Annotated in this window: 22 protein-coding genes and 2 pseudogenes; 14 read left to right on the forward strand and 10 right to left on the reverse strand. The window is 71.2% G+C overall.

What is annotated here, in order from left to right:
* The 3 genes and pseudogenes from ACH4K1_RS19295 to ACH4K1_RS19305 form a co-directional block, all read left to right on the forward strand.
* A pseudogene (locus ACH4K1_RS19295) lies at positions 1–1,733 on the forward strand (hypothetical protein); the annotation flags it as partial.
* 14 nt (positions 1,734–1,747) lie between these two features.
* Positions 1,748–2,143 carry a hypothetical protein gene (locus tag ACH4K1_RS19300; RefSeq protein WP_398090505.1) on the forward strand — a complete coding sequence of 132 codons (396 nt, stop codon included), beginning with the start codon at positions 1,748–1,750 and terminating at the stop codon, positions 2,141–2,143.
* A 634-nt stretch (positions 2,144–2,777) separates the two neighbouring features.
* A complete protein-coding gene (locus tag ACH4K1_RS19305; protein ID WP_398090506.1) occupies positions 2,778–3,395 on the forward strand; it encodes a hypothetical protein in 618 nt (205 codons plus the stop codon).
* Positions 3,396–3,505: 110 nt separating this feature from the next.
* Here ACH4K1_RS19305 and ACH4K1_RS19310 read toward each other — a convergent pair whose 3' ends face one another.
* Positions 3,506–4,087, reverse strand: a complete 582-nt coding sequence (locus tag ACH4K1_RS19310; protein ID WP_398090507.1) for an isochorismatase family protein — start codon at positions 4,085–4,087, stop codon at positions 3,506–3,508.
* Between the two features lie 206 nt (positions 4,088–4,293).
* Between ACH4K1_RS19310 and ACH4K1_RS19315 the strand changes: the two genes are divergently transcribed.
* Positions 4,294–5,301, forward strand: a complete 1,008-nt coding sequence (locus ACH4K1_RS19315) for a GlxA family transcriptional regulator (protein ID WP_398090508.1) — start codon at positions 4,294–4,296, stop codon at positions 5,299–5,301.
* Between the two features lie 140 nt (positions 5,302–5,441).
* Here ACH4K1_RS19315 and ACH4K1_RS19320 read toward each other — a convergent pair whose 3' ends face one another.
* Positions 5,442–6,755, reverse strand: a complete 1,314-nt coding sequence (locus ACH4K1_RS19320) for an LPXTG cell wall anchor domain-containing protein (protein ID WP_398090509.1) — start codon at positions 6,753–6,755, stop codon at positions 5,442–5,444.
* A gap of 565 nt (positions 6,756–7,320) precedes the next feature.
* Positions 7,321–7,683, reverse strand: a pseudogene (locus tag ACH4K1_RS19325) (ATP-binding protein); the annotation flags it as partial.
* A gap of 250 nt (positions 7,684–7,933) precedes the next feature.
* Here ACH4K1_RS19325 and ACH4K1_RS19330 point away from each other — a divergent pair.
* The 3 genes from ACH4K1_RS19330 (at position 7,934) to ACH4K1_RS19340 (ending at position 9,690) form a co-directional block, all read left to right on the forward strand.
* Complete coding sequence (locus ACH4K1_RS19330) at positions 7,934–8,785, forward strand: DUF5753 domain-containing protein (protein WP_398090510.1); 852 nt, start codon at positions 7,934–7,936, stop codon at positions 8,783–8,785.
* A gap of 13 nt (positions 8,786–8,798) precedes the next feature.
* The gene (locus ACH4K1_RS19335) at positions 8,799–8,993 is read left to right on the forward strand and encodes a DUF397 domain-containing protein (protein WP_398090511.1); all 195 of its coding nucleotides are present in this window, start codon (positions 8,799–8,801) and stop codon (positions 8,991–8,993) included.
* 406 nt (positions 8,994–9,399) lie between these two features.
* Entirely contained in the window at positions 9,400–9,690 is a 291-nt protein-coding gene (locus tag ACH4K1_RS19340; protein ID WP_398090512.1) for a hypothetical protein, read from the forward strand.
* A gap of 82 nt (positions 9,691–9,772) precedes the next feature.
* On the opposite strand, the gene ACH4K1_RS19345 is transcribed toward ACH4K1_RS19340, so the two are convergent.
* Entirely contained in the window at positions 9,773–10,246 is a 474-nt protein-coding gene (locus ACH4K1_RS19345; RefSeq protein WP_398090513.1) for a spore-associated protein A, read from the reverse strand.
* 291 nt (positions 10,247–10,537) lie between these two features.
* On the opposite strand from ACH4K1_RS19345, the gene ACH4K1_RS19350 reads away from it, so the two are divergent.
* A complete protein-coding gene (locus ACH4K1_RS19350; RefSeq protein ID WP_398090514.1) occupies positions 10,538–11,179 on the forward strand; it encodes a maleylpyruvate isomerase family mycothiol-dependent enzyme in 642 nt (213 codons plus the stop codon).
* A gap of 107 nt (positions 11,180–11,286) precedes the next feature.
* Positions 11,287–11,928, forward strand: a complete 642-nt coding sequence (locus ACH4K1_RS19355) for a hypothetical protein (protein ID WP_398090515.1) — start codon at positions 11,287–11,289, stop codon at positions 11,926–11,928.
* Positions 11,929–11,985: 57 nt separating this feature from the next.
* On the opposite strand, the gene ACH4K1_RS19360 is transcribed toward ACH4K1_RS19355, so the two are convergent.
* Entirely contained in the window at positions 11,986–15,807 is a 3,822-nt protein-coding gene (locus tag ACH4K1_RS19360; RefSeq protein WP_398090516.1) for a DNRLRE domain-containing protein, read from the reverse strand.
* A gap of 332 nt (positions 15,808–16,139) precedes the next feature.
* Between ACH4K1_RS19360 and ACH4K1_RS19365 the strand changes: the two genes are divergently transcribed.
* The 3 genes from ACH4K1_RS19365 to ACH4K1_RS19375 all read left to right on the forward strand — a co-directional run bounded on the left by ACH4K1_RS19365 (position 16,140) and on the right by ACH4K1_RS19375 (position 18,712).
* Entirely contained in the window at positions 16,140–17,111 is a 972-nt protein-coding gene (locus ACH4K1_RS19365) for a phosphatidylinositol-specific phospholipase C (protein ID WP_398090517.1), read from the forward strand.
* 60 nt (positions 17,112–17,171) lie between these two features.
* Entirely contained in the window at positions 17,172–18,086 is a 915-nt protein-coding gene (locus ACH4K1_RS19370) for an endonuclease/exonuclease/phosphatase family protein (RefSeq protein WP_398090518.1), read from the forward strand.
* A 395-nt stretch (positions 18,087–18,481) separates the two neighbouring features.
* Positions 18,482–18,712, forward strand: a complete 231-nt coding sequence (locus tag ACH4K1_RS19375; RefSeq protein ID WP_398090519.1) for a helix-turn-helix domain-containing protein — start codon at positions 18,482–18,484, stop codon at positions 18,710–18,712.
* A 106-nt stretch (positions 18,713–18,818) separates the two neighbouring features.
* On the opposite strand, the gene ACH4K1_RS19380 is transcribed toward ACH4K1_RS19375, so the two are convergent.
* The 5 genes from ACH4K1_RS19380 to ACH4K1_RS19400 form a co-directional block, all read right to left on the reverse strand.
* The gene (locus tag ACH4K1_RS19380; protein ID WP_398090520.1) at positions 18,819–20,288 is read right to left on the reverse strand and encodes an ATP-binding protein; all 1,470 of its coding nucleotides are present in this window, start codon (positions 20,286–20,288) and stop codon (positions 18,819–18,821) included.
* Positions 20,285–21,022 carry a response regulator transcription factor gene (locus ACH4K1_RS19385; RefSeq protein ID WP_398090521.1) on the reverse strand — a complete coding sequence of 246 codons (738 nt, stop codon included), beginning with the start codon at positions 21,020–21,022 and terminating at the stop codon, positions 20,285–20,287. Before ACH4K1_RS19385 ends, ACH4K1_RS19380 begins: the two co-directional genes overlap by 4 nt.
* A 78-nt stretch (positions 21,023–21,100) precedes the next feature.
* Positions 21,101–22,189, reverse strand: a complete 1,089-nt coding sequence (locus tag ACH4K1_RS19390; RefSeq protein WP_398090522.1) for a S1C family serine protease — start codon at positions 22,187–22,189, stop codon at positions 21,101–21,103.
* A gap of 175 nt (positions 22,190–22,364) precedes the next feature.
* Positions 22,365–23,408, reverse strand: coding sequence for a LacI family DNA-binding transcriptional regulator (locus tag ACH4K1_RS19395; RefSeq protein ID WP_398090523.1), 1,044 nt, complete (start codon positions 23,406–23,408; stop codon positions 22,365–22,367).
* Between the two features lie 24 nt (positions 23,409–23,432).
* Positions 23,433–24,248, reverse strand: coding sequence for a response regulator transcription factor (locus ACH4K1_RS19400; RefSeq protein ID WP_398090524.1), 816 nt, complete (start codon positions 24,246–24,248; stop codon positions 23,433–23,435).
* A 339-nt stretch (positions 24,249–24,587) separates the two neighbouring features.
* On the opposite strand from ACH4K1_RS19400, the gene ACH4K1_RS19405 reads away from it, so the two are divergent.
* Positions 24,588–25,484, forward strand: a complete 897-nt coding sequence (locus ACH4K1_RS19405; protein ID WP_398090525.1) for an alpha/beta hydrolase — start codon at positions 24,588–24,590, stop codon at positions 25,482–25,484.
* A 58-nt stretch (positions 25,485–25,542) separates the two neighbouring features.
* Entirely contained in the window at positions 25,543–25,797 is a 255-nt protein-coding gene (locus ACH4K1_RS19410) for a MoaD/ThiS family protein (RefSeq protein ID WP_103510957.1), read from the forward strand.
* The last annotated feature ends 7 nt before the right edge of the window (positions 25,798–25,804 follow it).

Genomic DNA, 25,804 nt, shown 5'->3' on the forward strand with positions numbered 1-25,804 from the left:
GCAAGGGCTTCGTCGTCGACGGTGTCTGGGGCACGGTCAAGGGGCTGGGCACCCTGGTGGGTGTCGACGGCTGGGAGAGCATGAAGCAGGCGTGGGGCGGCCTGGGCAACCTCGCCACGGGTGTCGTCCTCACCGTCACCGCACCGCATGTGCTGTGGCTGACACCGGAGAAGCACCTGCCGGGCTTCGTCAGGGATGCGCGCAACGCGATGAAGGAGACCGGGAAGGCGCTGATCGCCTACGACCAGTGGGGTGAGAACCCGGCCCGCGCGGGGGGCGCGGTCACCTTCAACGTCCTGACGACGGTCTTCACCGGCGGCGCCGGGGGCGGCGTCTCCGGCGCCGGCAAAGCGGCCGCCGCGGCGAAGGCCCTCTCCTTCGCCAACAAGGCGGGCCGCGTCGTGGACCCCACCACCTACCTCTTCACGGGCGCAGGGGCGGGCCTCACCAGGATCAGCGACGTCATGACCGGCCTGAAGAACACGGGCCACATCGAGATCCCGCCCCTGCCGCCGGGCGTGGTGACCCTGCCGGAGGGCGGGTTCAAGTTCGGTGACGGCACCCTTCACCTGCCCCCGGGCGCAACCGTCCCGGAAAGCGCGTTCGAGATCCCCAGGGGCTCGGTCAAACTCCCGGCCGGCGCGGAGATCCCCACCGGAGCGGTGGATCTGGGCGACGGCATCGTCCACCTCCCCGAAGGCATGACCCCACCCGCGGGCTCCCTGCCGATCCAGGAAGGCGCCCTCAAACTCCCCGAAGGCACCACAGCCCTCCCCGAAGGCACCGCCAGAGGCATCGACGACCACGGCAACGTCATCCACCTCGACCGCCAAGGCAACATCCTCAGCGAGGACGGCACCCTCAAACAACACCACACAAGCGCACACCGCGGCCCCCGGGCAGACGGTGGTTCCGCCGCCGCCGAACAGTTGGCGCCTGTAGGCCACAGACGGGGGGAGACCCCCGTCGGGGGAGTTGGCCTCAAGACTCTGCCCAACGATCTGAACGGCAGCAAGGACACCATCCCCCACAGCTACGGCTCATTGGACCCGGCGCCGTCGCCTTACAGGCCGGAGGGCTCCAACACCCCGGTGGGAAGCCGCGAGGGCGGCGGCCCGGATGGCCACGGAGGGAACGCTGATGCGCCCCCCGGCTCACAATCGGAAAATTTCCCATCCCGCGATACGAGCGATATGGGGACCCGACGGGACTACGAAGCACGGACCGCTCCTGAGTCCAGGATTCCACACCCGCCCAGCGAGCCCGGCGACCTCGTTTTGAGTACAGGCGATCACGTGTATTTTCGAGAAGGAAGAACCGGTATTGGGTACGATACGAGCACTATGGTGAACTTCGACCTCGTGCGTCCCCTCGACGGCTATCATGATGTCGTCGTGCATGGAAATGCCCAGGGATTCTTCGAACCCGGACGAGTGAACGCGGCCGGCCAAGGATTTTCCGCCGGTGATACGCATCCGACCCATATAGCCGAAGCTATTCGTGCCAACCCGAGCTACCATGGTGGTCCAGTTCGCCTCGTTTCCTGCCATACAGGCAACGCTTCCAAGGGCGCTCTGGACATTCCTGCCGCTCAGGCCATCGCCAATGAACTAGGGGTTCCCGTATCCGCTCCCACCAATAAGGTCGGCGTCAGCTCGAGGCTGGGTCCCGGGCAGGTTCCTGTAATATTCGGCGGCGGGTATTGGCGCATATTCCTGCCGATGGCGCATTAGCGAGGAGTGGAATCATGAAGATAGCAGACTTCTTCGAAGAGTTTTGGCCCCCCTCCTTCGGTGTTTCGGCGGGAAGCGTTAAGGATTTCGTTGCGCCGAATCCCTATGGCGACGTCAAAGGAATCACAGAATACCTCCTGTCGGGATATGAAATGTTCAGCGTGATGGGTTCTTCCGAGGATGCGCTGGGGACAGGCGAGACCGTGCTCGGCGGAGACTCGATCTACAGTGACGGTGAGTGGGTCTGGCGAGGTGACCTCTTTTTCTATGTGCGGAAACATCACGTGCAACTGCCTGGCGAATTTCTTGCACGCATGAGAGAGAATAAATATGTCATGCCTGCCGAAAATGATCTCGAGTTGAGGGAGATTGCCCAGAAGGTTCACGATGGCCTTACGGCGGGGTGGTGAAATTGAACGTCGATGGGTCATGGTATGTGACGCGGATATATCCCAAGGATATTGATTTCGCGCAACAGCGGAACCGTTGAGCACGTCCTGTATTTCCTACGGCATGTAAGGGTCGATCGAGCTCGCCCCCCGGCTGCACGATGCCAACTACTCGGTGGATGAGGACGAGAACGGGAACGAGCCGGCGTTGGCCGGAGCAGGCGCACGCGGCGGCGGTGACACGGTGCGGCGTGGCTCGGACGCGAGCGATACGGGCCGGATGGGCGACGAACTCGGCCGTACGGACAACGACGCCATGAGCTCCGACAGGTCATCGGGCGGGACCGCGAACTCGTTCTGTCCCGTCTCGTACCACGGTGGGCGTCCCGCATGAGCTGGTCGAGCAGGTCTCCTGGCTCATCCACGCACGAAGATGTGAACGCCCCTCGCGGTGGCGGCATTAGCCGGCAGGTCCGCCGACGAAAGTGATGAGGAGGACGAACGACGCGGCCGGGGACGCGGTCGAGTTCCGGGTTGGGACTGCTGGAGCGACCGTCCGGTCGTGCGGAGGGTCAGGGGGTGCCGTCCGGCTCCTGCCGGGCTCGCGGCAGAAAAGGGGAGGTCTCTTCGCCTGGGGTTGTGGCAGGGTCCGCGCATGTCCATCAGCGTTGCCTACCCCGTCTTCCGGACACCCGACCTCGATCTGGCCCTGCGGGTGGCGCGCCGGATGGTGGCCTTCGGCGCCCAGCCCTGCTCCGAGGTGTCGGTGATGGCCGAGGCGCCTACCGTGGCCGAGGCGCGGCGGCTGCGTGACGCTCTGCCGGACGCGTGGTTCGAGAGCCAGAGCATGGACGCGCCGGTCGTTCCGCCGCCCGGCATCCCGGACCTGACCTGCGCGGTTCCCGCCCGTGGGCTTCCCGACGACCTGGCTGACGCACGGGCGTACCTTCCGTTGACCGGTTCGATGCTCTACCAGCCTCCTGGGAGCATCGAGGATCATTTCGCCGCGGTGATCGGTCCTCACCCGGCTGAGATCCGCTGGTCCTCCCTGGCGTGGCCCGAGGCGCCCGAGCGTGACCTGTACGGCGAGAACAACCACGCCGAGGTCACCCTCCTGCTGAACTGCGACTCCCGGGAACTCGACGTCCGAGCCGACACGCACCTGGTGCTCGTCCACGTTCGGCGCTGCAACGGCGACGGCTACGAGGACCGCTTCGCGGAGTGGCTTGCCGAGCAGATCGGGCAGAAGGTCATCGGAGCCCCGCAGCGCTGAGGCGGCGAGGCTCCTTCTCGGCGTCTGGTGGCCGGCCGACAGACACGAGGCGGACAGGGGGGCGGGCCCCCCGGCAGAAGCCGGAACGCCGGCGGCCCGGACGGCAGGCCCTAGCCCAGGGACTTCTGGGTCGGGACGACCACTCCGTACAGGTCCTGGATCGTGGCGAGGGCCGACGCGTGGAGCTGCTGGGCCGACACGCCGCTCGGGTGGCCGTTCAGCGGGAGCGGTCGGGTGGCCGAGGCGTCGGCGACGACGGTCGCGCGGTTGCCGTTGACGAACGCGCCCTGCGCGGTGGCCAGGGTGCACATGTGGGTCATGAACCCGGCGATGACCACGTTCTTCCGGCCGGTCTTCTCCACCTCCTCGGCGAGGGTCGTGTCCTGGAAGCCGTTCGGGAAGCTCTTCTCGACGACCGTCTCGCCCGGGGCGGGCTTCAGTGCGGGGATGATCTGTCCCGCCTCCGAGGTGAGGTCGTAGCCCCGGTCGACGATGTGGAGGACCGGGGTTCCGGCCGCGCGGGCGCGCTCCAGCAGGGCCGCGGCGTTGTCCACGGCGGGCCGCCAGCCTTCCAGCTCCATCACGCCCTCGGTGTAGGTGTTCTGGTAGTCGACGAGGAGCAGAACCGCGTCGGCCAGGGTGGCGGGGGTCTGGTCGAGGCCGATGACCTCGCGCAGCGTGGTGCTGGACATGGGTGTACCGCCTTGGGGGTCGGGTGCAGGGGGGCATCCGCCCGGGGCGGGCGGCGTGCCGAGGACCACGCTAGGAGCAGCTGCGCATGTCGGCAATGACGTCTAACATGCAGATACCGACATGCCGTGCCGCCGCCCCGGCGCACCGCGTCGCACACACGGCGGAGACGCGCATCGCGTTCTCGTCGGAGTCAGGAGGCCGGATCGTGCCCGACACCGGGCGACTCGTCGTCATCGTGCTCTTCGAGGGCGTCGACCTGCTCGACGTCACCGGCCCGCCGGAGGTGTTCTCGCTCGCCCGGCGCGAGGCGGGAGACGCCGCCGCGTACGAGGTCCTGCTGGCGGCGGCCTCGCTGGAGCCGGTCAGAACAGCGGCCGGGGTCCGCATCCTCCCGGACGTCACCTTCGACCAGGCCGCCGGGCGGAGCATCGACACGCTCGTCGTCCCCGGATCGGTGGAGCTGGACGGCGAGCGCAGGGTGCACGCCCTGGTCGATCCCGAGCTGGTGGAGCGGGTGAAGGCGCTCGCCGCCCGGACCCGGCGCGTCACCTCCGTCTGCGTGGGCGCGCACCTGCTGGCCGCCGCCGGGCTCCTCGACGGCAAGCGCGCCACCACCCACTGGTCCACCGCGCACCAGCTCGCCGCCGAACACCCGGAGGTCGAGGTCGACGCCGACCCGATCTTCATCCGCGAGGGAGACGTCTGGACCGGGGCCGGGATCAGCGCCTGCCTCGACCTCTCGCTCGCCCTGGTCGCCGACGACCTCGGGGAGGAGACCGCGCTCCGGGTCGCCCGGCAGCTCGTGATGTACGTGAAGCGGCAGAGCGGCCAGAGCCAGTTCAGCGTCCCGCTGGAACAGGTCTCGGCGACGCGGCGCATCGAGGACCTGCGCCACCACATCCTGCGCACCATCGGCAGCAGGCTCACGGTCGCCGACCTCGCCGCGTACGCGCACGTCAGCGACCGTCACCTCACCCGCCTCTTCAAGACCGAGCTGGGCATGACCCCGTACGCCTACGTCGAGTCCGTACGGGTGGAGAAGGCGCGCCACGAGCTGGAGTCCTCCGACGCCACCCTCGAACGCATCGCGACGGTCTGCGGGTTCGGCACGGTGGACACGCTGGTACGGGCGTTCCGGCGGCGGCTGAACACGACGCCGACGGAGTACCGCAACCGGTTCCGTACACCTCGGGCCGACGCCCGGGCCGGGTGAGGTCCCGGTCGGCCGGAGTCCCCGGTCCGGGTGAAGGTCCCCGGAACGGCTGGAGTCCCCGGTCCGGGTGAAGGCCCCCGGAACGGCTGAGGGGGCGGGGCCGTAGCCGGCCCCGCCCCCCACCGTTCACCGCATCACCGTCAGGCGTCCGAACCGGCCTTCCGGCGGCGGACGACGAACACCGCCGCCGCGCCGAGCAGCACGGCCGCGCCGCCCGCGAGGGCGATGGAGGTGGTGGCGGAGGACGAGCCCGTGGCGGCGAGGGCGCCGTTCGTGCCGGTCTTCGCCGGGGTGCCCGAGGTCGAACCCTGCGGCGTGGTACCGGTGTTGCCGGCGCCGGGCTTGGTGGTCTTCGACGGCTTGGCGTCCTCCGTCTTGCCGGGCTTGCTGCCGGCCGCCTTGACGTCGAACTCGTACATGTCCACGGCGGGCGTCCCGCCGCAGGAGCCGTCCTTGTTGTAGAAGTCGGCGGCGATGAACGCGACGCCGTTCCCCGCCGGAGTGGCCTTGTCGAGGGTGAGGCGCAGCTTCACATCGGCGTGCTTGCCCGGCTTCAACGCGCCGACGCCGTCGATGTAGTTGTCCTCGTCCGCGTTCTGCCACTTCGGGGAGGACTTCGTGGACCACTGGAGGCGGAAGAACTTACCGGTCTCCTTGATACCGGACTTGTCGGTCGCGTGGACCCCGGCGTACGCGATGACCTCGTCCATGTGCCGGTCGGAACCGTTGGTCACGCGGACGGTGAAGTTCGTGGTCGTCCCGGCGACGAGCTTGTTCGGCAGCCCGGTCACCTCGGCGGTGAGCTCGTCCACGAGCTCGCACGCCTCGCCGTCCTCCTCCGCCTCCTTGATGGCCGCGGCCAGCGCGGCGTCGGCCGCGATCTTTGCCGCGAGCGCGTCGTCCGCCGCCTTGTCGACCACGCTGTAGGCGCGGGCCGCCGCGACCCGTGCGTCGTCGACCGCCGTCACGGCCTCGGTCGCCTTGGTGTCGGCGGCGGTCTTGGCGGTGGCGGCGGTCGCCGCGGACGCCTCGGCCTCGGCGACGGCGGCCTCGGCGGTGGCCTTCTCCTCCTCCGTGGCGTCCTCGGGCAGGGCGTCGAGGTCGGCCTTCGCGTCGGTCACGGCCTGATCGGCGGCGGTCTTCGCGGCGGCGGCCTCCTTGGCGGCCTGCTTGGCGGCGGCAGCGGCCACGGCGAGGGGGTGGGTGCTGTCGAGCTCTTCGAGCGTCTTCCTCAGCTCGACGATGCCGTCGGCCTTCGCCTGGGCGGCCTTCTCGTACGCCTTCTTCGCCTCGGCGGCGGCCGCCTCCAGCTCCTTGATGGTCGGCTTGCTCTTCTTCTCCTGCGTCTGCGCCGCCGGCTTGGCGTCGGCGTACGCGGGGGAGACGGAGAGCAGCACGGCGGGGGTGGTCACGGCGAGTGCGACGGCGGTGGCGAGTGCGCGGCGAATCTTCACATGGTTCCTTGCGTCGGCTCCGAAGGAGGCGGAGCGGCGGTGCGTCTTCCCGGGCGATACGTCGTCCCGGCGGTGCGACTTCCGGGCGGTGCGTCGTGGTCGGCGGTGTATCGGTCCTTACGGTGCGGTCACCGGGTCGGGACGCACGTACGGAGGGGCGGCTGCCACGGCGGAACGGATCACGCGGGCTGCCTGTGCCGATGGTAGGGGGAACGTGTGACGGGGCCGGGTGAATATTCCGGGCCCGGGGGCGCGACGGCGTCGGGCGGAGCGGACAGACGTCGCCAAAGGGCGCAGTTGCCCTCGATTTCCGAGTTTTCGCTGTGACGAAGACCATGCGGGGATGCCACCCGCCGTGGGTCACCCGGCGCGCGGACCGGAGGGCGGACCCGCGTGCGGACCGGAGGGCGGAGGCGCGTGCGGACCGGAGGGCGGAGGCGCGTCGCAGGCCGTCGTCGTCATCGCGTCGCGCCGGTCCGGGCCGCCCCAGCGTGAACCAGACGAGCGTACGCCTGGGGTGGTGCGGACCGCCGCTGTCCGTCCCCCAGGCCAGCGCCAGATTCTCGATGAGGGCGAGCCCCCGGCCGTGCTCCTCCTCCGGGCTCGCCCGCAGTGAGCCGAGCGCGCCGGTGAGCGTGCCCGCGAGCGGACCGCCTTCATCCGTGACGGTGATAGTGACCCGCTTCCGGTTGACGGTCGCGTCGACCCGGATCAGTGGCGTACGCGTGTGGCGGTGCGCGTTGGTGACCACCTCGGTCACGCAGATCCGGGCGCCGTCGACCAGCCCGGTGTGTCGGCCGACCACCAGGAGCGAGGCCACGAAGTCCCGCGCGAGACGTGGGGCGGCGGCCGTGTTCGGCAGGATGAGGCGGTAGACCTCGCCGTCGATCGAGTGGTGAGGTACGGGAGTTGGCGTTGCAGCGGTCATGTCGGTCTCCCCCGGTGGTCCGGTTCGGTGAACGGGTGCGCCGTGCCCGGCCCGTGGCGACGGCTGCTGTACCGCCGCATCAACGCGTGGCGAAACGACCGCACTTCGGGGCTCCTCCGGGAAGCGCTGTGCTGTGAGAGCGACCTTTACTGTGAGTCTCACTTATGTGACTCATTCGGAAAATTAAGTGACCGAATGGATTACCGTGGGCGTGCCAGCCAGGCTGTGAGCCGACCGGAGGAGATCGTCGATGCCACCGAGGAAGGCGCCCACGGCGCGGCAGTGCCGGGTGGGCGCCGAGCTGCGCAAGATGCGGCAGAGCGCGGGGCTCGCACTCGCCGAGGCCGCCGCCCTGCTCAGTACGGACCGCACGGCCATCAGCAACACGGAATCCGGACGCTTCGGGGTGAGCGGCGAGCGGGTGCGGGCCTGGGCGGCCGGATACGCGTGCCCCGACGAGGCGTACGTGGAGGCGCTCGCGGCGATGGCCGAGGAGCGGGGGCGCGGCTGGTGGGAGGACTACCGCAACGACCTGACCAGCGGGACGCTCGACCTGGCCGAGCTGGAGCACCACGCCGTCGGCATCCGAGCGGTGCTGATCATGTATATGCCGGGGCTGCTGCAGAACGAGGACTACGCCCGCACCGTCTTCGCCGAGGCGGTACCCAAGCTGCCGGCGGCCCGCAGGCGGCGGCTGCTGTCCCATCGGCTCAAGCGCCGGGACGTCCTCGACCGGGAGAACCCACCGACCTGTACGTTCCTCATCCACGAGGCCGCGCTGCGGATGACGTACGGCGACTCGGGCGTCGCGCGCGGGCAGTTGGAGCACCTGTTGCGCGAGTCGGAGCGCGACAACGTCACCGTCCGGGTGGTCCCGTTCGCCGCCGGCGGTTTTCCGGAGACGGGAAGCTCGACGCATTATGTCTACGGTCCTGTTCCGCAGCTGGATACCGTGCAGACGGACACGGCAACCGGCCCCGCGTTCCTGGACGCCGAGACGCCTCTGAGGAACTACCGGGCGGCGATGGATCGGGTCGAGGAGCTGTCTCTCGACCCGCGGAAGTCGAGAGACTTCATTCGTGAGGTCGCGCAACAAGTGTGAAGGCGTGAGGTACGTGGAAATTCAGTGGCGCAAGTCCTCGAAGTCGTCGGGGGCCGAAGGCAACAACTGCCTGGAGCTGGCCGAGCACGGTGGCGAGATCCTGCTGCGTGAGAGCGACAACCCCGATGTCGTCATCCGTACGACGCGCACCAAGCTCCGGGCGTTCCTGGGCGGTGCGAAGGAGGGCGAGTTCGACGACTTCGCCTGAGTCTTCGTGGCCCAGGAGCGAGCGGCCCCCATCGGCGCGGATGGGGGCCGCGCTGTTTGTATCACTTGTTTATCCAGCTAGATTCACTCGTTAGACGTCAAACACTTGATACCCGCTCGCGCCACGCGCTGGCTTCCTGGCATGCCGCCGCACCTGCGCGCGGCCGACTCCCCTGGCGACTGCGCCCGTTGGAGGAGTCGCGAGCCAGGGCCGCCCCTGCCCGCAGCTCCTCACGCCGGCGGCGGGCAGGGGCGTTCCCGGTGCCACGTCAGGAGGCCGTGCCTGGTGCGATCCCGATCCCGATCCGACGCGCCCCGAAGGTTCCGCCCTGTACGCGTACTGGTGCGAGCGGTCCACGTACACCTTGTTGCGCAGCGGGCCCCCCGACACCTTTGAGCGGCGCTCCGTGCCCACCGCGACCGAGGCCGTCCGGTGGTTCCAGGCCGATGCGCGTGCCGCCGCGGAGGCCATGGCCCCCGACGCGCGCCGCGAGGCTCTGGAGCGGATCGACGGGGGCGGTCGGGCCCGATCGATCGCCGCTCTGCACCGGGGGCGCATCTGCGGGTTCTCGCTCGGGCACGGGGACCGGTGGACGGAGTGGACGATGCGCCCCTACCTCGCGTTCGCCGTACCGGCCCGGCACCTGCTTCCCGTGCTGCCTCCGGGGTGCTGCTTCTGCGAGGCCGCGCCCCGGTGACCCGGCGCGCACCACGTGCCGCGGCCCGCAGCGTGGTGTGCGCACACCACGCTGCGGGCCGCTTCCGTTCCGTACGGCTAGGTCACCGCTTCGCGGCCAGGGAGCCGCAGTTGGTGCCGTTCTTGCCGGCCACCTCACCGGCGATCTCCCCGCGCCACGTCACGCACAGGCCGCGCGCGTCGAGGTAGACCGGTCCCGCGTACGTGGTGTAGTACCCCGCGTCGGTGACGGTCGTGGTGGGCGAGGCGAAGCCGAGCGAGGCCGTCATGTGCACGGCCTTGCCGGGGGCGTTGCGGACGGTCACCACGCAGTTCTTGCCGGTGGCGGAGCTGTAGGTCAGGAACACCGTGCCCTTGGTGCCGATCTGGGCGGAGTTCACCACGGAGTAGCCGCTGCCGCAGGCTCCGTTGTACTGCGCGGCGGCGGCCCTGCTCGCCGTACCCGCCCGGTGGGCGGCCGGCTCCGCCGCGACGGCGGCCGGTGCGAGGGCGACCGCCGCGCAGGCGGCGGCGGTGACGGTGGCTCCGATGGCTGACGCACGTCGGATGTTGATCATGTCGTTCCCCGGTTTCTCTTTTCGGTCACGGCGCGACGCCTGGTCGGGCGCCCGGCTCCCCACCCACCGCAGTGGTGTGAGTCACACCTTGTCGGACAGATCGTGACGCGGAGGAGTTGTACCGTCTGCGCGCTGTTACGAATTCATGACACAGATGGGCAAGATCACCTTTTATGACCCGTCCTCGTGGGCTGGAACGAAGTGCTCCGAGTGGGCGACCGCGCGATGAGTTCCGGCGGGGCCCGGAGTCTCGTACGGCGGACGTGGTCACCGGTACGAGTGGAGGCAGCCGTGAAGAGGGACGCGAAGCGCGGGACCTGGCGGATGGTGCACGCCGAGCGCGCGGCGCTGGTCGCCGACCTCGCGCGGCTGGAGGCGGGGCGGTGGGACACGCCGTCGCTCTGCACGGGGTGGACGGTGCACGAGGTGGCCGCCCATCTGGTGGACACCGCCCTGACGACCCGCCTGGGGTTCCTGGCCGGACTCGTCCGCGCGCGGTTCGACTTCGACCTGCAGAACGCGCGGGGGGTGGAGCGGTGGCGCGGCGCCTCGCCCGAGGAGACGCTGGAGCGGCTGCGCCGGGTGGTGCCGCGGACGTCGACCCCGCCGGCCCCGCTCGACACCCGGCTGGTCGAGGAGGTCGTCCACGGCGAGGACATCCGGCGGGTCGTGGGCCTGGTCCGGGCCTACCCGCAGGAGGCGGTGGCCCGGGCGTTGCGCCTCCAGGTGCGTACTCCGGCGGCGTTCGGCGGGGCGAAGGAGCAGGCGGCGTCCGTCCGGCTGACGGCCACGGACGCCGACCTGTCGATCGGGGAGGGCCCGGAGGCGGCGGGCCCCGCCCTGTCCCTGCTCCTGGCCGTGTCGGGCCGCCGGGCGGCGCTCGACGACCTCGACGGGCCGGGGGTCGCGGTGTTCGCGGGGGCCGCCGCCTGAGCCGGGAGGGGAGGCGGCTGCTCCGGCGCGGGGCGCGGGGCCGATGCGCCGGCCACGTGCCGTGAAGCCCGAACGCCGGACACGCACGCGCTCGTTAATGTATCCGCATGGCTGATCATCAGAACGGTACGGCCGAGTCGGTCACCGCGGTCTGGCGTGCCCTGACCGACTGGCTCGCCGCGCACGCCCCCGTCTCCCACGCCTCCCTCCTGCCGCCGGTAGCGGAGGAGGAGATAGCCGCCGCCGACGCCCGGCTGAAGCACCGGCTCGGCTACGGGCTGCCCGTCGAGCTCGCCGCGTTGTGGCGGCTGTGCGGCGGTGTGCGGCACCAGGTCATCGAGGCGGACGAGGAGGGGGAGGTCGGGTCCGGGGCGTTCCTGCCCGGCGGCGTGCTCTTCTCCCCTTCCGAGGCGCTGGGCCTGCGCCTCCCCGCGGAGGGCGGGCACGACGGGTGGGGCGGCGCCCGGGTGGTCCCGTGGCTGACCCGGGACGAAGCGGGGCCCTTGCAGGGCCACTACGTCGGCGACGACGGCGTCGGACGGTGGAACCTGGTGGACGAGCCGGTGTCGAAGCCCGCCTACGCGTCGGCCACCGCCTATCTCGAAGCCGTCCACCGCACCCTGACCGACGGCCCGGCCGGCCTGATGGGGTCCGATGTGCCCGGCCTCGTATGGGGGTGCCTGGTCTGGGACGACCCGGAGAGCCCGGGCATGGACGAGGCGTTCGAGCACTGGACGCCGGTCCACTGAGCAAACAGGCCCCCCGCCCCGCGGACGCGGGACGGGGGGCTGGGCGTCACAGGCCGGTCAGGGCTTCGTCATCGCGCAGACGAGCGTCGCCTTCGTCGGGTCGCACGCCTTGAACCAGCTGTTGCCCGGGTCCACGGTGTAGCGGTCCTGGTCGAGGATCCGGAACTTCTTCAGGAAGCCCTCGTAGAAGAGTTCCGCCTTCATCGAACCGGAGTTGACCTTCAGGGACATCGAGGACCGCCCGCACTTCTCGTCGAACGTGGGGGCGTCGTAGCGGGTGTCGTCGAGCAGGTGCTCACTGCCGTCGTCCACCTTGGCCGCCACGGTCTGGATGCACTCGGCGCCGCCGTTCTTGCCCGCCGTGTTCACCCCGCCGTTCGCCACGGGGACGCCGGGCGACTGGTAGGTGGCGGAGAACGGGAACTCGTCGCACGAGATGGTCTCCGGTGCGCCGTCGAGCTCCGGGTGCAGGAACGTCCACGCGTGCTTCGCGAACCGCTTCTGCGGAACCCAGCCGTCCGACCGGGGGCCGGTGTACTTCGGGCACATCACCTTCTCGCGGTTGTTCTCCCGCTCGTAGCCCGACTCGTTGCGCGGCTTGGCCGGCAGGTACTGCAGCGGGTCGGCGAGCGACCTGCCGGTCCCCTTGGTCTTGGACTTGTTCTGGATCAGCCACACGTGCGCGGCGGCGGAGGGGTACTTCGCCGTGTTGAACGTGTACGTGGGGTAGTACTGCGGCATCACGCAACCGCTGTTGGCCCCGTTCGCCGAGACCTTGTCGCAGCGGACGGTGACGGTGGGGGAGAACCCGGGGCCGCCGTCCACCCACTCGCCGCGCTTGCCGTTCAGCCCCAGGGGAGGCGTGACCTCGGTCTCCGGATTGAACACGAAGCCCACGGGCATCGACTTCGACAGGTCGACATCGCGCGTGCCGGAGGAGTTCTGGACCGTGCCGTTCCACGTGTGGGAGGCGGTGCCGGTGGCCATGTGGCCGTCGCGGGGCTGGTTGCCGTCCATGCCCCCGTCCCAGGACAGGTCGTTGTAGAAGTCGAAGTTCTGCTGCCGGCCGTCGGCGTCACCGCAGCCGTCGCTGGCGCACAGGGAGTCGATCATGCCGACGGGGTTGCCGTCGCCGAAGAGCACCGCCCGGTCCTCCGCCGGGAAGTCGTTCGAGATCGGGTTCAGTTCGATCCACGTCTTGATGCCGCTGCCCTGGGCGTCGACCTTGACCTGGTAGGCGACCTCGAAGTGCGCGTTGTACTGCACCGGCAGCGTGCCGTCGGTGAACTTGGCCTCCGCGCGGTAGAACAGGTCGAAGAAGAGACACGCCTCGGTGCGGCTCATCAGCGACTTCTGCGCGGCTCCGGACAGGGTCGGCTGGCACCAGGGGTCCGTGATGACCGGGTCCGGGTAGGAGCCGGCGCGCGTCATCCGGGCGCGCGCCGCCTTGCGGGTGCCCTCCAGGGACCGCTCCTTCTTCGGAGCCAGCGTCACATCGGCGCCGCCGCTCTTGAAGGTGCGGGCGCCGGGCAGCGGCTTGAAGCCGGGAATCCCGGCCTCCTGCGGGCTGTTGGGCTGGTTCGGGTCGGGCGCGTCCTTGTCGAGCGGCGGGATCGCGATGTCGATCTTCTGCGCGCGGTTGTAGTCGCGCGTCCCGGACGTGAACCCGTAGTCCTTGATCGGGCCGACGTTGCCGGCCCGGTCGACGGTCTGCGTCTGCACGGCGTGGTTGCCGTCGGCGGTCGGCGTCACCGTGTACGCGGCGTCGGGAGCGAGCGCCCTGAAGGCGCCGGTGGTGGTACGGACCGTCTTCCAGCCGAAGTCCGCGGCGTCGTCCTCGTACGGGTCGACACGGAACCGCACCTCGGCGGCGTCGGGGGCGCCCGTGATGACGTCGAAGCCGCCCGCGACGCCCGAGGGGCCGCCCCAGTTCTCCGGGTAGGTGGACGACACGATGGACTGCGGTTCGCCCGGCGCGGTGGTGTCCACGACGAACTGGGTCCACGGCGACCAGTTGAGGTTGTAGTGGGTGCCGTCGTAGGCGTTGGTGCGGAACTTGTACGTCCTGCCGTCCTTCAACTGCCCGGCCGGGACGGTGACGGAGGCCGGCTTCCCGGAGTCCACGAAGTCGGAGACGATCAGGCCCTCACCGGCCGGGGTCGTGATCGGGGTGTTGGTGGCGGCGTCGTAGACCTGGAAGGAGCCGTTGACCTTGTCGCCGTCCGCGTCGGTGAAGGTGTCCCGCAGGGTCGGGGTGGTGGAGTTGACCGCCCACACCCCGGCGTACGACTTGAACGGGGCGCCGGCCTGCCGGTTCGTTCCGTCCGAGGGCCGGTAGTTGTAGGTGACGGACAGCTTGGGCTGGTTGGCCGCGTTGTTCGCGGAGTTGACCCGCTTCCATGCCTTCACGTCGTCGGTCGCGGCGCGCAGGCCCATGTGGCCGCGGGTGGCCTTCGCGGACGCCCAGGACTGGACGAGGGTGTCGACGTCGGCGTTGATCCAGCCGTCGGGCTGGGTGGCGGCGCAGTCCGGGTTGCCCCGCGTCTGGGTGGAGGAGTGGTACTCCTGCTTCCAGGTGGGTTGGGAGGACCAGCGCGACGCGGTGGAGGAGGCCGAGGTGTCCCAGACCGTCCACTTCTGCGCGCTGCAGTCGGTGTTGCCCGCGTGGAAGTTCCACAGCGCCAGGTTGGTGTCGAGGATCAGCGCGTCCTGGATCGGGGTGGTGTTCCAGGTGATGAAGGAGCGCGCGGTGCGCGGGGTGCCGTCGGCGTTCTTCGTGCCCGGGTTGCCGAAGTCGAGCTCGGTGTCGGCGGACCAGTCGACGGTCTCGCCCTGCTGCACGTACGTGTCGAAGGTGTTCGACAGCGCCGAGGTGGACGGATCGACGGTGACCGGGTACTTCGTCTCCGGGTCGGCGAGGAAGCCGGCGTCCGGGGTGACGACCAGGTCGATCTCGCCCGGGCCCTTCTCGACGACCTTCATGGAGACGCGGGCGCGGTTGGTGTGCTCACCGGACGCCTTGTCGACGGCCGCGTCCCACATGACCGGGGCGGGCATGGTGGCCTTCTCCACGCCGGTCCCGGCATCGGTGAAGGTGACCGACCCGTCCTTGTTCGCCTCGGCCTTCAACCCCTTGGCCTTCACCGGGAGGGTGTAGGTGTAGGAGCCGGCGGCCGGCTTCTCCCCGATCTCGACGAACTGCTCGAAGCCGCTGCGGGTGGCTTCGACGATGACGTCGGCGCCGGGGACGGCGTCCGGGTAGCGGGCTCGGGTGCCGTCCAGCACGGGGTCGGGCAGGCCGCCCTTCCACTGGAGCGTCACCTGGTCGTCGCCGGTGCTGAGGGTGACGAGGTCACGGGCGGAGCCGTCCTGCGCGGCGCGCAGCGACTTCGCCGGCGTGCCGCCCTTGCCGCCCAGACGCAGCCCGTTCGGGTGCGCCTTCGGGACGACGGCGCCGTCGGCGCGCCGGGTGAGGGTGGCGTCGACCTTCTGCCACGCCCCGTTCTTCCAGACCCGCTCGGGTCCGGCGGTCAGTTCGGTGGTGAGGGTGCCGTCCGGGTTGGCGACGGTGTGGGTGGTGGGGGTCGTCTCGTCGGTGGCGACGACCTTCTTCCCGGTCTTCTTCGCCTGAGAGATCGCCCAGGCGATCGAGCCCTTGGCGTGCTGCGCCGCCCAGGCCAGGTCCGACGCCCGGACCTCCTTCTCGGAGGGGGGTTCGGCGGATGCCTTCGCGGTGGGGGCGGCCGGTTCGTCCGGTGCGGCGGCGGCCGTCTGACCGGATATCAAGGCGGCTTCGACCGCCAGAACCAGTACCGACGCGAGGGCGATGCGCCCTCTTCGGCGTGTGGCGCGTGGGCGCCCGGTGGTGTGCTCGGACACGGAGGTGTCCTCCCTTCCGATCCTGCCGTTCGACAAGATCACCAGGGGAACCTAGAGGGAATCTGTGGGGGACCTGTGTGCGGAATCGAAGATTCCGCATGATCATGAACACGGTTGCGTGGGGGCGGGTGGAGTTCCCGTGAACGTTGGTTGCCCAAGGTGACCATCGTGTGAGGGCCTGTCACCGACGTTCATGGACGCTCGCGAACCGGGTATCAGCGGCGCGCGTGCCGGGTGCCGCCCGCCCCCTTTCTTGGGTGACGTGAACGCGACAGAATCGGGGTGCTCGGCCCGATGGGGCCAGGCTTCCCCCGGTCCTTGGAGGCACCCGCATGCCCGGCCCCGCGCGCACCCCCGAGCCCCTGTCGCCCAACCGCGAGCCCCTGGCCCGCACCCCCGGGCCCCTGACCCGGCCCTCCCGCAGAGGCTTCCTGGCCGGGGCCCTCGCCGTGTCCGCCACCGCGGTCATCGGTGCGGCGCCCGCCGTCGCCGCCACGCGGGAAGGGCGCCGGGCGGTCCGGGGGACACAGGACTGGATGGGCGGCCTGCCCGACGGGACCGCGCTCCGGCGGCTGACGATCCCGGGGACGCACGACTCGGGGGCCCGGTTCGGCGGGCCCTGGTCGGAGTGCCAGAACACCACGATCGCCCAGCAGCTGACGAGCGGCATCCGCTTCCTCGACGTGCGGTGCCGGCTCATCGACGGCTCGTTCGCGATCCACCACGGGGCCGCGTTCCAGAACCTGATGTTCGGCGATGTCCTCGTCGCCTGCCGGGACTTCCTCACCACGCACCCGACCGAGACCGTGCTGATGCGGGTCAAGCAGGAGTACTCCGCCGAGAGCGACGCCGCGTTCCGGACGGTCTTCGACGACTACCTGGACAGGCGGGGCTGGCGGTCCCTGTTCCGCCTCGACCCCGTCCTCCCCGACCTCGGCGGGGCCCGGGGCAAGGTGGTGCTGCTGGCCGACAACGGCGGCCTGCCCGGCGTCCGTTACGGGGACGCGGCGGTCTTCGACATCCAGGACGACTACATGGCGGAGCCGTTCGCCAAGTACCCGAAGATCGAAGCGCAGTTCCGCAAGGCGGCCGCCCAGCCGGGGAAGTTCTTCATGAACTACGTCTCCACCGCCGCCCTGATGCCGCCCCGCTGGAACGCCGACCGGCTCAACCCGCAGGTGCACTCCTTCCTGGAGCGCGCCGAGACCGCCGGGTGGACGGGGCTGGGCATCGTCCCGCTGGACTACCCGAACCAGCGGGGCGGCCTGGTGGAGTCGCTGATCCGGCACAACCCGACGGGGTGAGTGCGGGCGGAACGTAGACTCGCCCCTTTGCGTGATCAACTCGTCAGGGGTGGGGATGCCATGGGTCCGGCCGGAACGCTGAGAAGACCCGCCGGGGCGCTGATCGTCCTGGCGCTGCTGCTTGCCGCCGTGACCGCCGTGCCGCCCGCCAGGGCCGTTGCCGCGGACGCCCCGGCCGCGACGGAGCCGAAGAACCTCCAGGTCATGTCCTGGAACATGTGCGATGTCCCGCGCTGGGGCTGCACGGGCACGGGGACGAGCGCCGAGAAGGCGGGCGTGGTCAAGATGCACGTCGACAACACCTGGGTGCACGCCGTCCTCCTCCAGGAGGTCTGCGAGAACACGCTCGCCACGCTGATGGCCGAGCTGGGCCCGGGGTGGGGGAAGGCGTTCCACCCGTACCGGTGGTCGCAGAACGGTGTGAAGCAGGACAGCCCGTGCGAGGTGGGGAAGGCCGAGCGGGTGGGCACCGCCATCGTCGTCAAGGGCGGGATCGCGGACGCCCGCACCTACCCGACCACGCAGCCGTGGACGGGGCTCCAGCCCCCCTTCCACTGCGCGACGGCGCCTTACTGGGACGACATCCGGCTCTGCACCGTCCACGCCTCCGGGCTCGGCAGCAACCCGGACCACCCCACCTGGGACTACCGGGACGACCAGTTCGCGGAGATCAAGGCGGTCGTGGACCAGTTCCCCCGTACCGTCTTCGGCGGGGACTTCAACGCACAGCCGCCGGACGCGCCGAACAACGCCCACGCCTGGGTGTGGCCGCAGGGCCTCTACTCCCAGGGCCCCGGCACCGACGGCTACCAGGAGTGCGACCAGACGGGGACGTCCCGCACCGGCCGCCCGACGCACGGTTCCGGCGTGAAGATCGACTACATCTTCAGCAGCGAGACCCGGCGCTGGTGCACCGTCGCGGACTCGGTGTACTCGGACCATCACGTGATGATCGAGAGCGTGGCGGTCGGCTGACGCACGGGAGTTGACGCACGGGAGGGGTGACGGGCTCATCAGCCCGTCACCCCTCCCGTCGTACGTACGGCGTGAGCGTCGCGGCCACCGTGCCGGGTTCTGCGTCCGGGGGCGGACGCAACGGCTTGCGTTTCTTTCGAATTCTGCGATGCCGGGTGCACTCTCACAGGAGACAGAGCTATGCACAGCACTGCGGAAGACCGCACGCTCCTGCCCGAGCACCGTGCGGAGATCGCCGAGCTCCGTTCCTTCCTCGACCGGACGCCGGCCGCTGTCGAGCCCGCTCTGCTCCGGGGCCCCGACGGCGACACCCACAGCCTCCCCCGGAGGTCTACGAAGCGCTCCTGGTCGTGGTCCGGGCCCTGGCGGAGGGCAAGGCCGTGACCGTCGCGCCGGTGAACACGACGTTGACCACGCAGGAGGCCGCGGATCTGCTGGGTGTCAGCAGACCGACCTTCGTCAAGATCCTCGACGACGGCGGCCTGCCGTTCACCAGGCCGGGAAGACATCGCAGAGTGCTCCTGGCCGACGTTCTGGCGTACAAGGAGCGGCGGCGCTCGCAGCGTCGTCAGGGCCTCGACGAGTTGACCAGGCTGACCGAGGACTCCGGTCTCCACGGTGGCTGACCCCCCGATTCCGCCGAGCTGACTGGAGCGATGGGCAGCGCGTCGTCCTGGACACCCGTGTCCTGTCCCCGAACCACCTCTGAGGGGCCTTTCCCGGGCCGCCGCCTCACATCCCCGGCGGCGGCGTGGGCGCCCCCGGCAGGGCGAGGGCGGCCACCGTGCCCGGGCCGCCGTCCGGGGCCGGGCGCAGGGTGATCGTGCCGCCCGCCTGGTGCACCGTACGGGCCACGATGGACAGGCCCAGGCCCGAGCCGGGGAGCTGGCGGGCGGAGGGGGAGCGCCAGAAGCGTTCGAAGACGTGGGGGAGCTCCTCGGCGGGGATGCCGGGGCCCCGGTCCCGTACCGTCAGCTCGCCCCGGTGCAGAGCCACGTCGATCGTGGCGCGCGGCGGGCTGAACTTCACCGCGTTGTCCAGGACGTTGACGATCGCCCGCTCCAGGGCCGCCGGCTCCGCCCGTACGTACCAGGGGGCCAGCTCCTCCGTGATCGTCAGCTCCGGTCCGCGCAGCCGGGCGCGGCGCAGGGCGGTGCGGGCGACCTCGTGCAGGGCCACCACCTGGAGCGGGCCCGGCTCCGCCGCGTCCGGTCGGGCCAGCTCCTGGAGGTCCCCGATCAGCGCGGCCAACTCCGTCATCTGGGCCTTCACCGAGGCCATCAGCGCCTTGCGGTCCTCCGCCGGGATCTGCCGCCCCGTGTCGTCGCTGCGGGCCAGCAGCTCCACGTTGGTCCGCAACGAGGTCAGGGGGGTGCGCAACTCGTGGCCCGCGTCCGCGATCAGCTGCGCCTGCCGGTCGCGGGAGGAGGCGAGCCGGGCCGCCATCGAGTTGAAGGAGTTCGAGAGGCGGGCGATCTCGTCCTCCCCGTCCACCGGGATGCGCACGGTCAGGTCCTCGGTGCGCGCCACGTGCTCGACCGCCTCGGTGAGGTCGTCCACCGGCCGCAGCCCGGCCCGCGCCACCCACAGCCCGGCCGCGCCCGCGCCGATGACGCCGATGCCGCCGACCAGGACCAGCACCCAGGCGAGGGTGGACAGCGGTGCGTTGATCTCGCCGAGCGGGCGGGCCACCGAGACCGCGAGCTCGTCGTTGGCCCGGCCGGAGTCGACCACCGGCGGCAGCTTGCGGGTGTAGACCCGCACCTCCTTCCCGGCGGCGTTCTCCGTCGTGTGCAGGGTGTCGGCCCGCCGCCCCGCCGCCACCGCGACGTCGCTCGACCGGGCCGGGACGGGCGTGGTGTTCGGGGCCGTGCAGTAGTCGCCGTTGGCCGCGACGATCTGCACGGTGTACTGGCCGGGGAACTCCTGCGCGGGCAGCTGGCCGCCGCTCAGGCACGAGGTCAGCAGGTCGCGCATCGCCGCGTCGTCCATCTTCGCGTTGCGCAGCGAGTCGTCGAGCTGGTCCTCCAACTGCTCCCGGGTCACGAACCAGCACGCCACCGCCACCGCCGCGACCGCCATCGCGACCGCGGTGGCCACCAGCAGTGCCAGCCGGGAACGCAGCGGCAGCGCCCGGAAGCGGCGGACGAAACGGTTCACGCCGGGTCCGGGCCCGCCCGCGGGGGGCCGCGCCGTGCTCACGCCTCGCCGCTCCCGTCCGCACGCAGCGCGTAGCCCACCCCGCGCACGGTATGGACGAGGCGCGGCTCGCCGCCCGCCTCCGTCTTGCGGCGCAGGTACATCACGTACACGTCCAGGGAGTTGGAGCTCGGTTCGAAGTCGAACCCCCACACGGCCTTGAGGATCTGCTCCCGGGTCAGCACCTGGCGGGGGTGCGACAGGAACATCTCCAGCAGCGTGAACTCGGTGCGGGTCAGCTCCACCCGCCGCTCGCCCCGGGTGACCTCGCGGGTCGCCAGGTCCATCCGCAGGTCCGCGAAGGAGAGCACGTCCTCGTCCGGGGCGTCCGCGTCCGCCGCCGACGCCGCGTAGGAGCTGCGCCGCAGCAGGGCCCGGATGCGGGCGAACAGCTCGTCCAGCTCGAACGGCTTGACCAGGTAGTCGTCCGCCCCCGCGTCGAGGCCGGTGACCCGGTCCCCGACGGTGTCGCGGGCGGTGAGCATCAGGATGGGGGTGGTCGAACCGGTGGCCCGGATGCGGCGGGCGGCGGTGAGGCCGTCCATGCGGGGCATCTGGATGTCCAGGACGATGAGGTCGGGGGCGTACGCCTCCGCCGCCGCCAGGGCGTCGTACCCGTCGACCGCGACCTGCGTCCCGTACCCCTCGAAGGCGAGGCTGCGCCGCAGCGCCTCGCGTACGGCCGGCTCGTCGTCGACGATCAGGATGCGCTGGGGACCGTCATCGGCGGGGCTCATCGCTCTCTGTCCTCTTCTCGTCTCGACCCGGTCTGCGGGGGCGTTCCCAGCCTCGCACGACCGGGGGTCCGTGCGGGATCAGGCGCCGTCGCCCGCGCGCAGGGCGTCCAGGTCGGCCTTGAGCGTGTTCACCGGGATCGCGAAGCCGAGCCCCACGCTGCCCGCTGCGGAGCCGCTGCCGGCCGCCGACGAACTGGGGGAGTACATGGCGGAGTTGATGCCGACGATCTCGCCGTCCATGTTGATCAGCGCGCCACCGGAGTTGCCGGGGTTGAGGGAGGCGTCGGTCTGGATCGCCTTGTACGTGGTGGTCTCCTCGCCGGTGTCGCCGTTGAACCGCTGCCCGCCGAACTCGAACGGCCACTGACCGCCGCCCTGCCCGCCCTGATCCTGGCCGGAGCTGCCGGAGTCGTCCTTGGCGACCGTGACGTCCCGGTCGAGGGCGGAGACGATACCGCTGGTGACGGTGCCGGTCAGCCCCTCGGGCGAACCGATCGCCACGACCTGATCGCCGACCTCGACCTGCGAGGAGTCGCCGAGCGCGGCCGTCTTCAGCCCGCTCGCACCGCGCAGCTTGATGAGCGCGAGGTCCTTGTCGGGGGCGGCGCCCACCACGTCGGCCGGGTAGGTCTTCCCGGTCGAGAGGGTGACCTGGAGCTGCCGTGCGCCCGCGATGACGTGGTTGTTGGTGACGATCTCGCCGTCCTCGGTGATCACCACGCCCGACCCGGTGGACCGGCCGGCCGACGAGGCCGCGCCGATCTCCACGATCGCGGGCGAGACCGCTTTCGCGACGCCCGCGACGGTGCCCTTGCTGCTCTGCGAGACGGTGGTGCCGTCGACCGCGCCGCCGGAGCCGGTGGCGGTGGGGCTCCCGTCGGTCGGCCGGCCCACCAGGGTCGCGGTGCCGCCGCCGATCACGCCCGCCGCGATCGCCACCGCCGCCAGCAGCGCCACCGGCCGCTTGGCCCTGCGCCGGGAGGCGGGGGCGTACGCGGGCGGAGGCGGGTACCCCCCGGCCGTACCGGCGTACGCGGTGCCGCTGGGCGTCGTACCGGAGTGCGTCGTACCGGTGTGCGCGGCGCCGGCGTACGGGTACGGGGAGGCGTACGGGGCCGGGTCCTGGTCCGTCGAGTGCGCGCCGCTGGGGCGAAGGTTCTCCGTCATGTCCACCAGGCTGGGCGGCGAAGATGAGAAGGGCCTGAGTACGTCCTGAGAAGCCCGGAAGAACCGCGTATGCCCGGCGTGAGGGCTGCGCCGCGCCGGGCGGACCGAGCCGCACCGGGCGGACCGAGCCGCACCGGACGGACCGCGCCGGGCGGACCGAGCCGGGCCGGGCGGGTCAGGGCCTCGGGGCCGGGGGCTCCCCGCAGCCGCAGGAGCGCCGGACCACCAGCGCGGAGGGGAACTGCTTCAGCCGCTCCCGCCGCGACCCGGCGACCCGCAGCGCGTCGTCCAGCACCAGGTCCACCGCCGCCCGCGCCATCGCCGGGCGGTCGGAGTGGACGGTGGTCAGCGGCGGATCGGTGAGGCCCGCCTCCTTCACGTCGTCGAAGCCCGCCACCGCCAGCTCGCCCGGCACGTCGATCCGCAGCTCACGGGCGGCCCGCAGGACGCCGAACGCCTGGTCGTCGGTGGCGCAGAAGATCGCCGGCGGCCGGTCCGGGCCGGACAGCAGGCCGAGCGCCACCTGGTAGGCGTCGTAGCGGTTGTACGGGGCCTGGAAGAGCCGGCCCTCCGTGGAGCGGCCCGACTCGTGCATCGCCCGCCGCCACCCCTCGACGTGGTCGGCCACCGGGTCGCCGACCACCGGGGTCTCCTCCGTACCGCCGAGGCAGGCCACGTACGGATGGCCGTGCTCCAGCAGGTGCCGGGTGGCGAGCTGGGCGCCGCCCACGTCGTCGGTGACGACGGCGACGTCGTCGATCGCCTCGGGGCGCTCGTGCAGCAGGACGACCCGGGCGTCCCAGGCCTCGATCTCGGCGGCGGCGCGCTCGCTGGGGCCCTGGCTGACCAGGATCAGCCCGGAGACCCGCATGCCGAGGAAGGCCCGCAGGTAGTGGACCTCGCGCTCGTCGCGGTAGTCGGAGTTGCCGACGAGGACCATCTTCCCGCGCTCGGCGGCGGCCTGTTCGACCGCGTGCGCCATCTCCGCGAAGAACGGCTGCCGGGCGTCCGGCACGATCATGCCTATGAGGTCCGTACGGCGCGAGGCCATGGCCTGGGCGACCCGGTCGGGCCGGTACCCCAGCTGCTTGATCGCGGCGAGCACCCGCTCGCGCGTGGCCGGGGCGACCGGCCGGGGTCCGTTGTTGATGACGTAGCTGACGACCGCGGTCGACGTCCCCGCCAGTCTCGCCACATCGTCCCGCGTCACCTTGGCCACGCGCCGCAGTCTACGCGGATGGACCTATCTCTTGGCAGCCTCCACCGGGGCTTCTTCCGCAGGCGTGGCCGGAGAGGACTGCTCCGGACGGGTGACGGGATCGGCCGGCTTCCGCCGCCCGGCGGCCCGCTCCTTCGCCTCCTCGGCCAGGCGCTCGGACTTCTCCGGCTTCTCGGGGGTGACGAAGCGGTAGCCGACGTTGCGCACGGTGCCGATCAGCGACTCGTGCTCGGGGCCGAGCTTGGCGCGCAGTCGCCGTACATGGACGTCGACCGTCCGCGTACCGCCGAAATAGTCGTACCCCCAGACCTCCTGGAGGAGCTGGGCGCGGGTGAAGACCCGGCCCGGGTGCTGGGCGAGGTACTTCAGCAGTTCGAATTCCTTGAAGGTCAGGTCCAGGACCCGGCCCTTGAGCTTCGCGCTGTACGTCGCCTCGTCGACGGAGAGGTCGCCGTTGCGGATCTCCATCGGGGAGTCGTCGGAGGTGATCTGGCGGCGGCCCGTCGCCAGCCGCAGCCGCGCCTCGACCTCCGCGGGCCCCGCCGTGTCCAGCAGGACGTCGTCGACGCCCCACTCGGCGGTGACGGCCGCGAGGCCGCCCTCGGTGACGACGAGGATCAGCGGACAGCCGAGGCCCGTGGACCGCAGCAGCTGGCAGAGCGAGCGGACCTGCGGCAGGTCGCGGCGCCCGTCCACGAGGATCACGTCGGCGCCCGGCGTGTTCACGAGGGCCGGGCCCTCGGCGGGGGCGACCCGCACGCTGTGGAGCAGCAGTCCGAGGGCGGGGAGCACCTCCGTCGACGGCTGGAGTGCGTTCGTCAGAAGCAGCAGTGAACTCATCGCCGCCCACCTGCCCGGTTCGGTCGATCGTGTTGCACGGTTCGCTCGCCCATTACGTCGGTCCTCCTCGTTCCCTGCGAGAGGGGCACTCCCGGGCCCGGCCCGGGGGAGTATGCGGCACTGCTTCGTACGTCATGCGTTCTGCGTCATCGCGTTCTGCGTCACGAGTCCTGCGTCAAGCTTCGGGCATCCTGCGTCGAACGTCCTGCGGCAGCACGGTGAGGTCCCGCGTCCCGGAACCGCTGAGCTTGTGGAAACGCCGCCGTAACACCGCCGGTAAAGCACAAAAGGATCCGGGGGCTGCATTGCCCGGATCCTCTTCGCAGCAGAATAACCCACATGAGTTCCGTGTCCGAGGGGCGATTCCCGCGTTCTTCTGTTCCCTTGCTCACGCCGCCCACGCGCCGCGCGACGTTGCTGACGGATGACGGCGTACCGGTCGAGGCGGTGTACGAGCCGTGTACGGCGCTTCACGGGAGGCCGGACGAGGACGCGGCCCGGACCCCCGCGCCGGCTCCGGCGGAGACCACCGCGATCGTCGTCGCCCACGGCTTCACCGGGGCCGTCGACCGCCCCGCGGTCCGCCGGGCCGCCCGGGTGTTCGCCCGGCGTGCGGCGGTGGTCACGTTCTCCTTCCGGGGCCACGGGCGGTCCGGCGGACGCTCCACGGTGGGCGACCGCGAGGTGCTGGACCTGGCGGCGGCGGTGGCCTGGGCGCGGGAGCTGGGACACCGGCGGGTGGTGACGGTCGGGTTCTCGATGGGCGGCTCGGTGGCGCTCCGGCACGGCGCCCTGTACGGCGCGGCGGCCCACCCGGACGCCGGTGCGCACGCGGGGGCGCGTGCGGACGCGGTGGTCTCCGTCAGCGCGCCGGCCCGCTGGTACTACCGGGGGACGGCCCCGATGCGCCGGCTGCACTGGGTGGTCACCCGCCCCTCGGGCCGCTTCGTCGGGCGGTACGGATTCCGGACCCGGATCGCCACCGGGGAGTGGGATCCCGTCCCGCTCCCCCCGGTCGCCGCGGTCCCGCGCATCGCCCCGGCCCCGCTGCTCCTCGTCCACGGCGACCGGGATCCGTACTTCCCGCTGGACCACCCGAGGATGCTGGCGGAGGCGGCCGGGCCGGGCGGCGCGGAGCTGTGGCTGGAGCGGGGGATGGGGCACGCGGAGAACGCGGCGGACGACGCCCTCCTGGCCCGCATCGCCGCATGGGCGACGGCCGTGCCGCCCGCGTGACCCATCATGGGGAACCGACGCACGAGGCGTCCGACGAACCGACCGAAGGAGTGGCGCCATGGCAGCGGGGACGATCCGCTACTGGGCTGCGGCCAAGGCAGCCGCGGGCACCGCGGAGGAACCGTACGCGGCGGCGACCCTCGCCGAGGCGCTCGACGCGGTGCGCGAACGGCACCCCGGCGAGCTGAGCCAGGTGCTCCGGCGGTGCTCGTTCCTCATCGACGGGAATCCCGTGGGATCCCGCGGGCATGAGACCGTACGCCTTGCCGAGGGCGGCACGGTCGAGGTGCTCCCGCCGTTCGCAGGAGGGTGAACCGCAG

It is taken from the genome of Streptomyces sp. NPDC017448, from assembly GCF_044330565.1.
Lineage (GTDB): Bacteria > Actinomycetota > Actinomycetes > Streptomycetales > Streptomycetaceae > Streptomyces.

Bases quoted from the DNA above. Each gene is read 5' to 3' on its own strand.
- ACH4K1_RS19300 (WP_398090505.1), top strand. From the start codon at position 1,748: ATGAAGATAGCAGACTTCTTCGAAGAGTTTTGGCCCCCCTCCTTCGGT.
- ACH4K1_RS19305 (WP_398090506.1), top strand. From the start codon at position 2,778: ATGTCCATCAGCGTTGCCTACCCCGTCTTCCGGACACCCGACCTCGAT.
- ACH4K1_RS19310 (WP_398090507.1), bottom strand. From the start codon at position 4,087: ATGTCCAGCACCACGCTGCGCGAGGTCATCGGCCTCGACCAGACCCCC.
- ACH4K1_RS19330 (WP_398090510.1), top strand. From the start codon at position 7,934: ATGCCACCGAGGAAGGCGCCCACGGCGCGGCAGTGCCGGGTGGGCGCC.
- ACH4K1_RS19345 (WP_398090513.1), bottom strand. From the start codon at position 10,246: ATGATCAACATCCGACGTGCGTCAGCCATCGGAGCCACCGTCACCGCC.
- ACH4K1_RS19355 (WP_398090515.1), top strand. From the start codon at position 11,287: ATGGCTGATCATCAGAACGGTACGGCCGAGTCGGTCACCGCGGTCTGG.
- ACH4K1_RS19365 (WP_398090517.1), top strand. From the start codon at position 16,140: ATGCCCGGCCCCGCGCGCACCCCCGAGCCCCTGTCGCCCAACCGCGAG.
- ACH4K1_RS19370 (WP_398090518.1), top strand. From the start codon at position 17,172: ATGGGTCCGGCCGGAACGCTGAGAAGACCCGCCGGGGCGCTGATCGTC.
- ACH4K1_RS19385 (WP_398090521.1), bottom strand. From the start codon at position 21,022: ATGAGCCCCGCCGATGACGGTCCCCAGCGCATCCTGATCGTCGACGAC.
- ACH4K1_RS19390 (WP_398090522.1), bottom strand. From the start codon at position 22,189: ATGACGGAGAACCTTCGCCCCAGCGGCGCGCACTCGACGGACCAGGAC.
- ACH4K1_RS19400 (WP_398090524.1), bottom strand. From the start codon at position 24,248: ATGAGTTCACTGCTGCTTCTGACGAACGCACTCCAGCCGTCGACGGAG.
- ACH4K1_RS19405 (WP_398090525.1), top strand. From the start codon at position 24,588: ATGAGTTCCGTGTCCGAGGGGCGATTCCCGCGTTCTTCTGTTCCCTTG.
- ACH4K1_RS19410 (WP_103510957.1), top strand. From the start codon at position 25,543: ATGGCAGCGGGGACGATCCGCTACTGGGCTGCGGCCAAGGCAGCCGCG.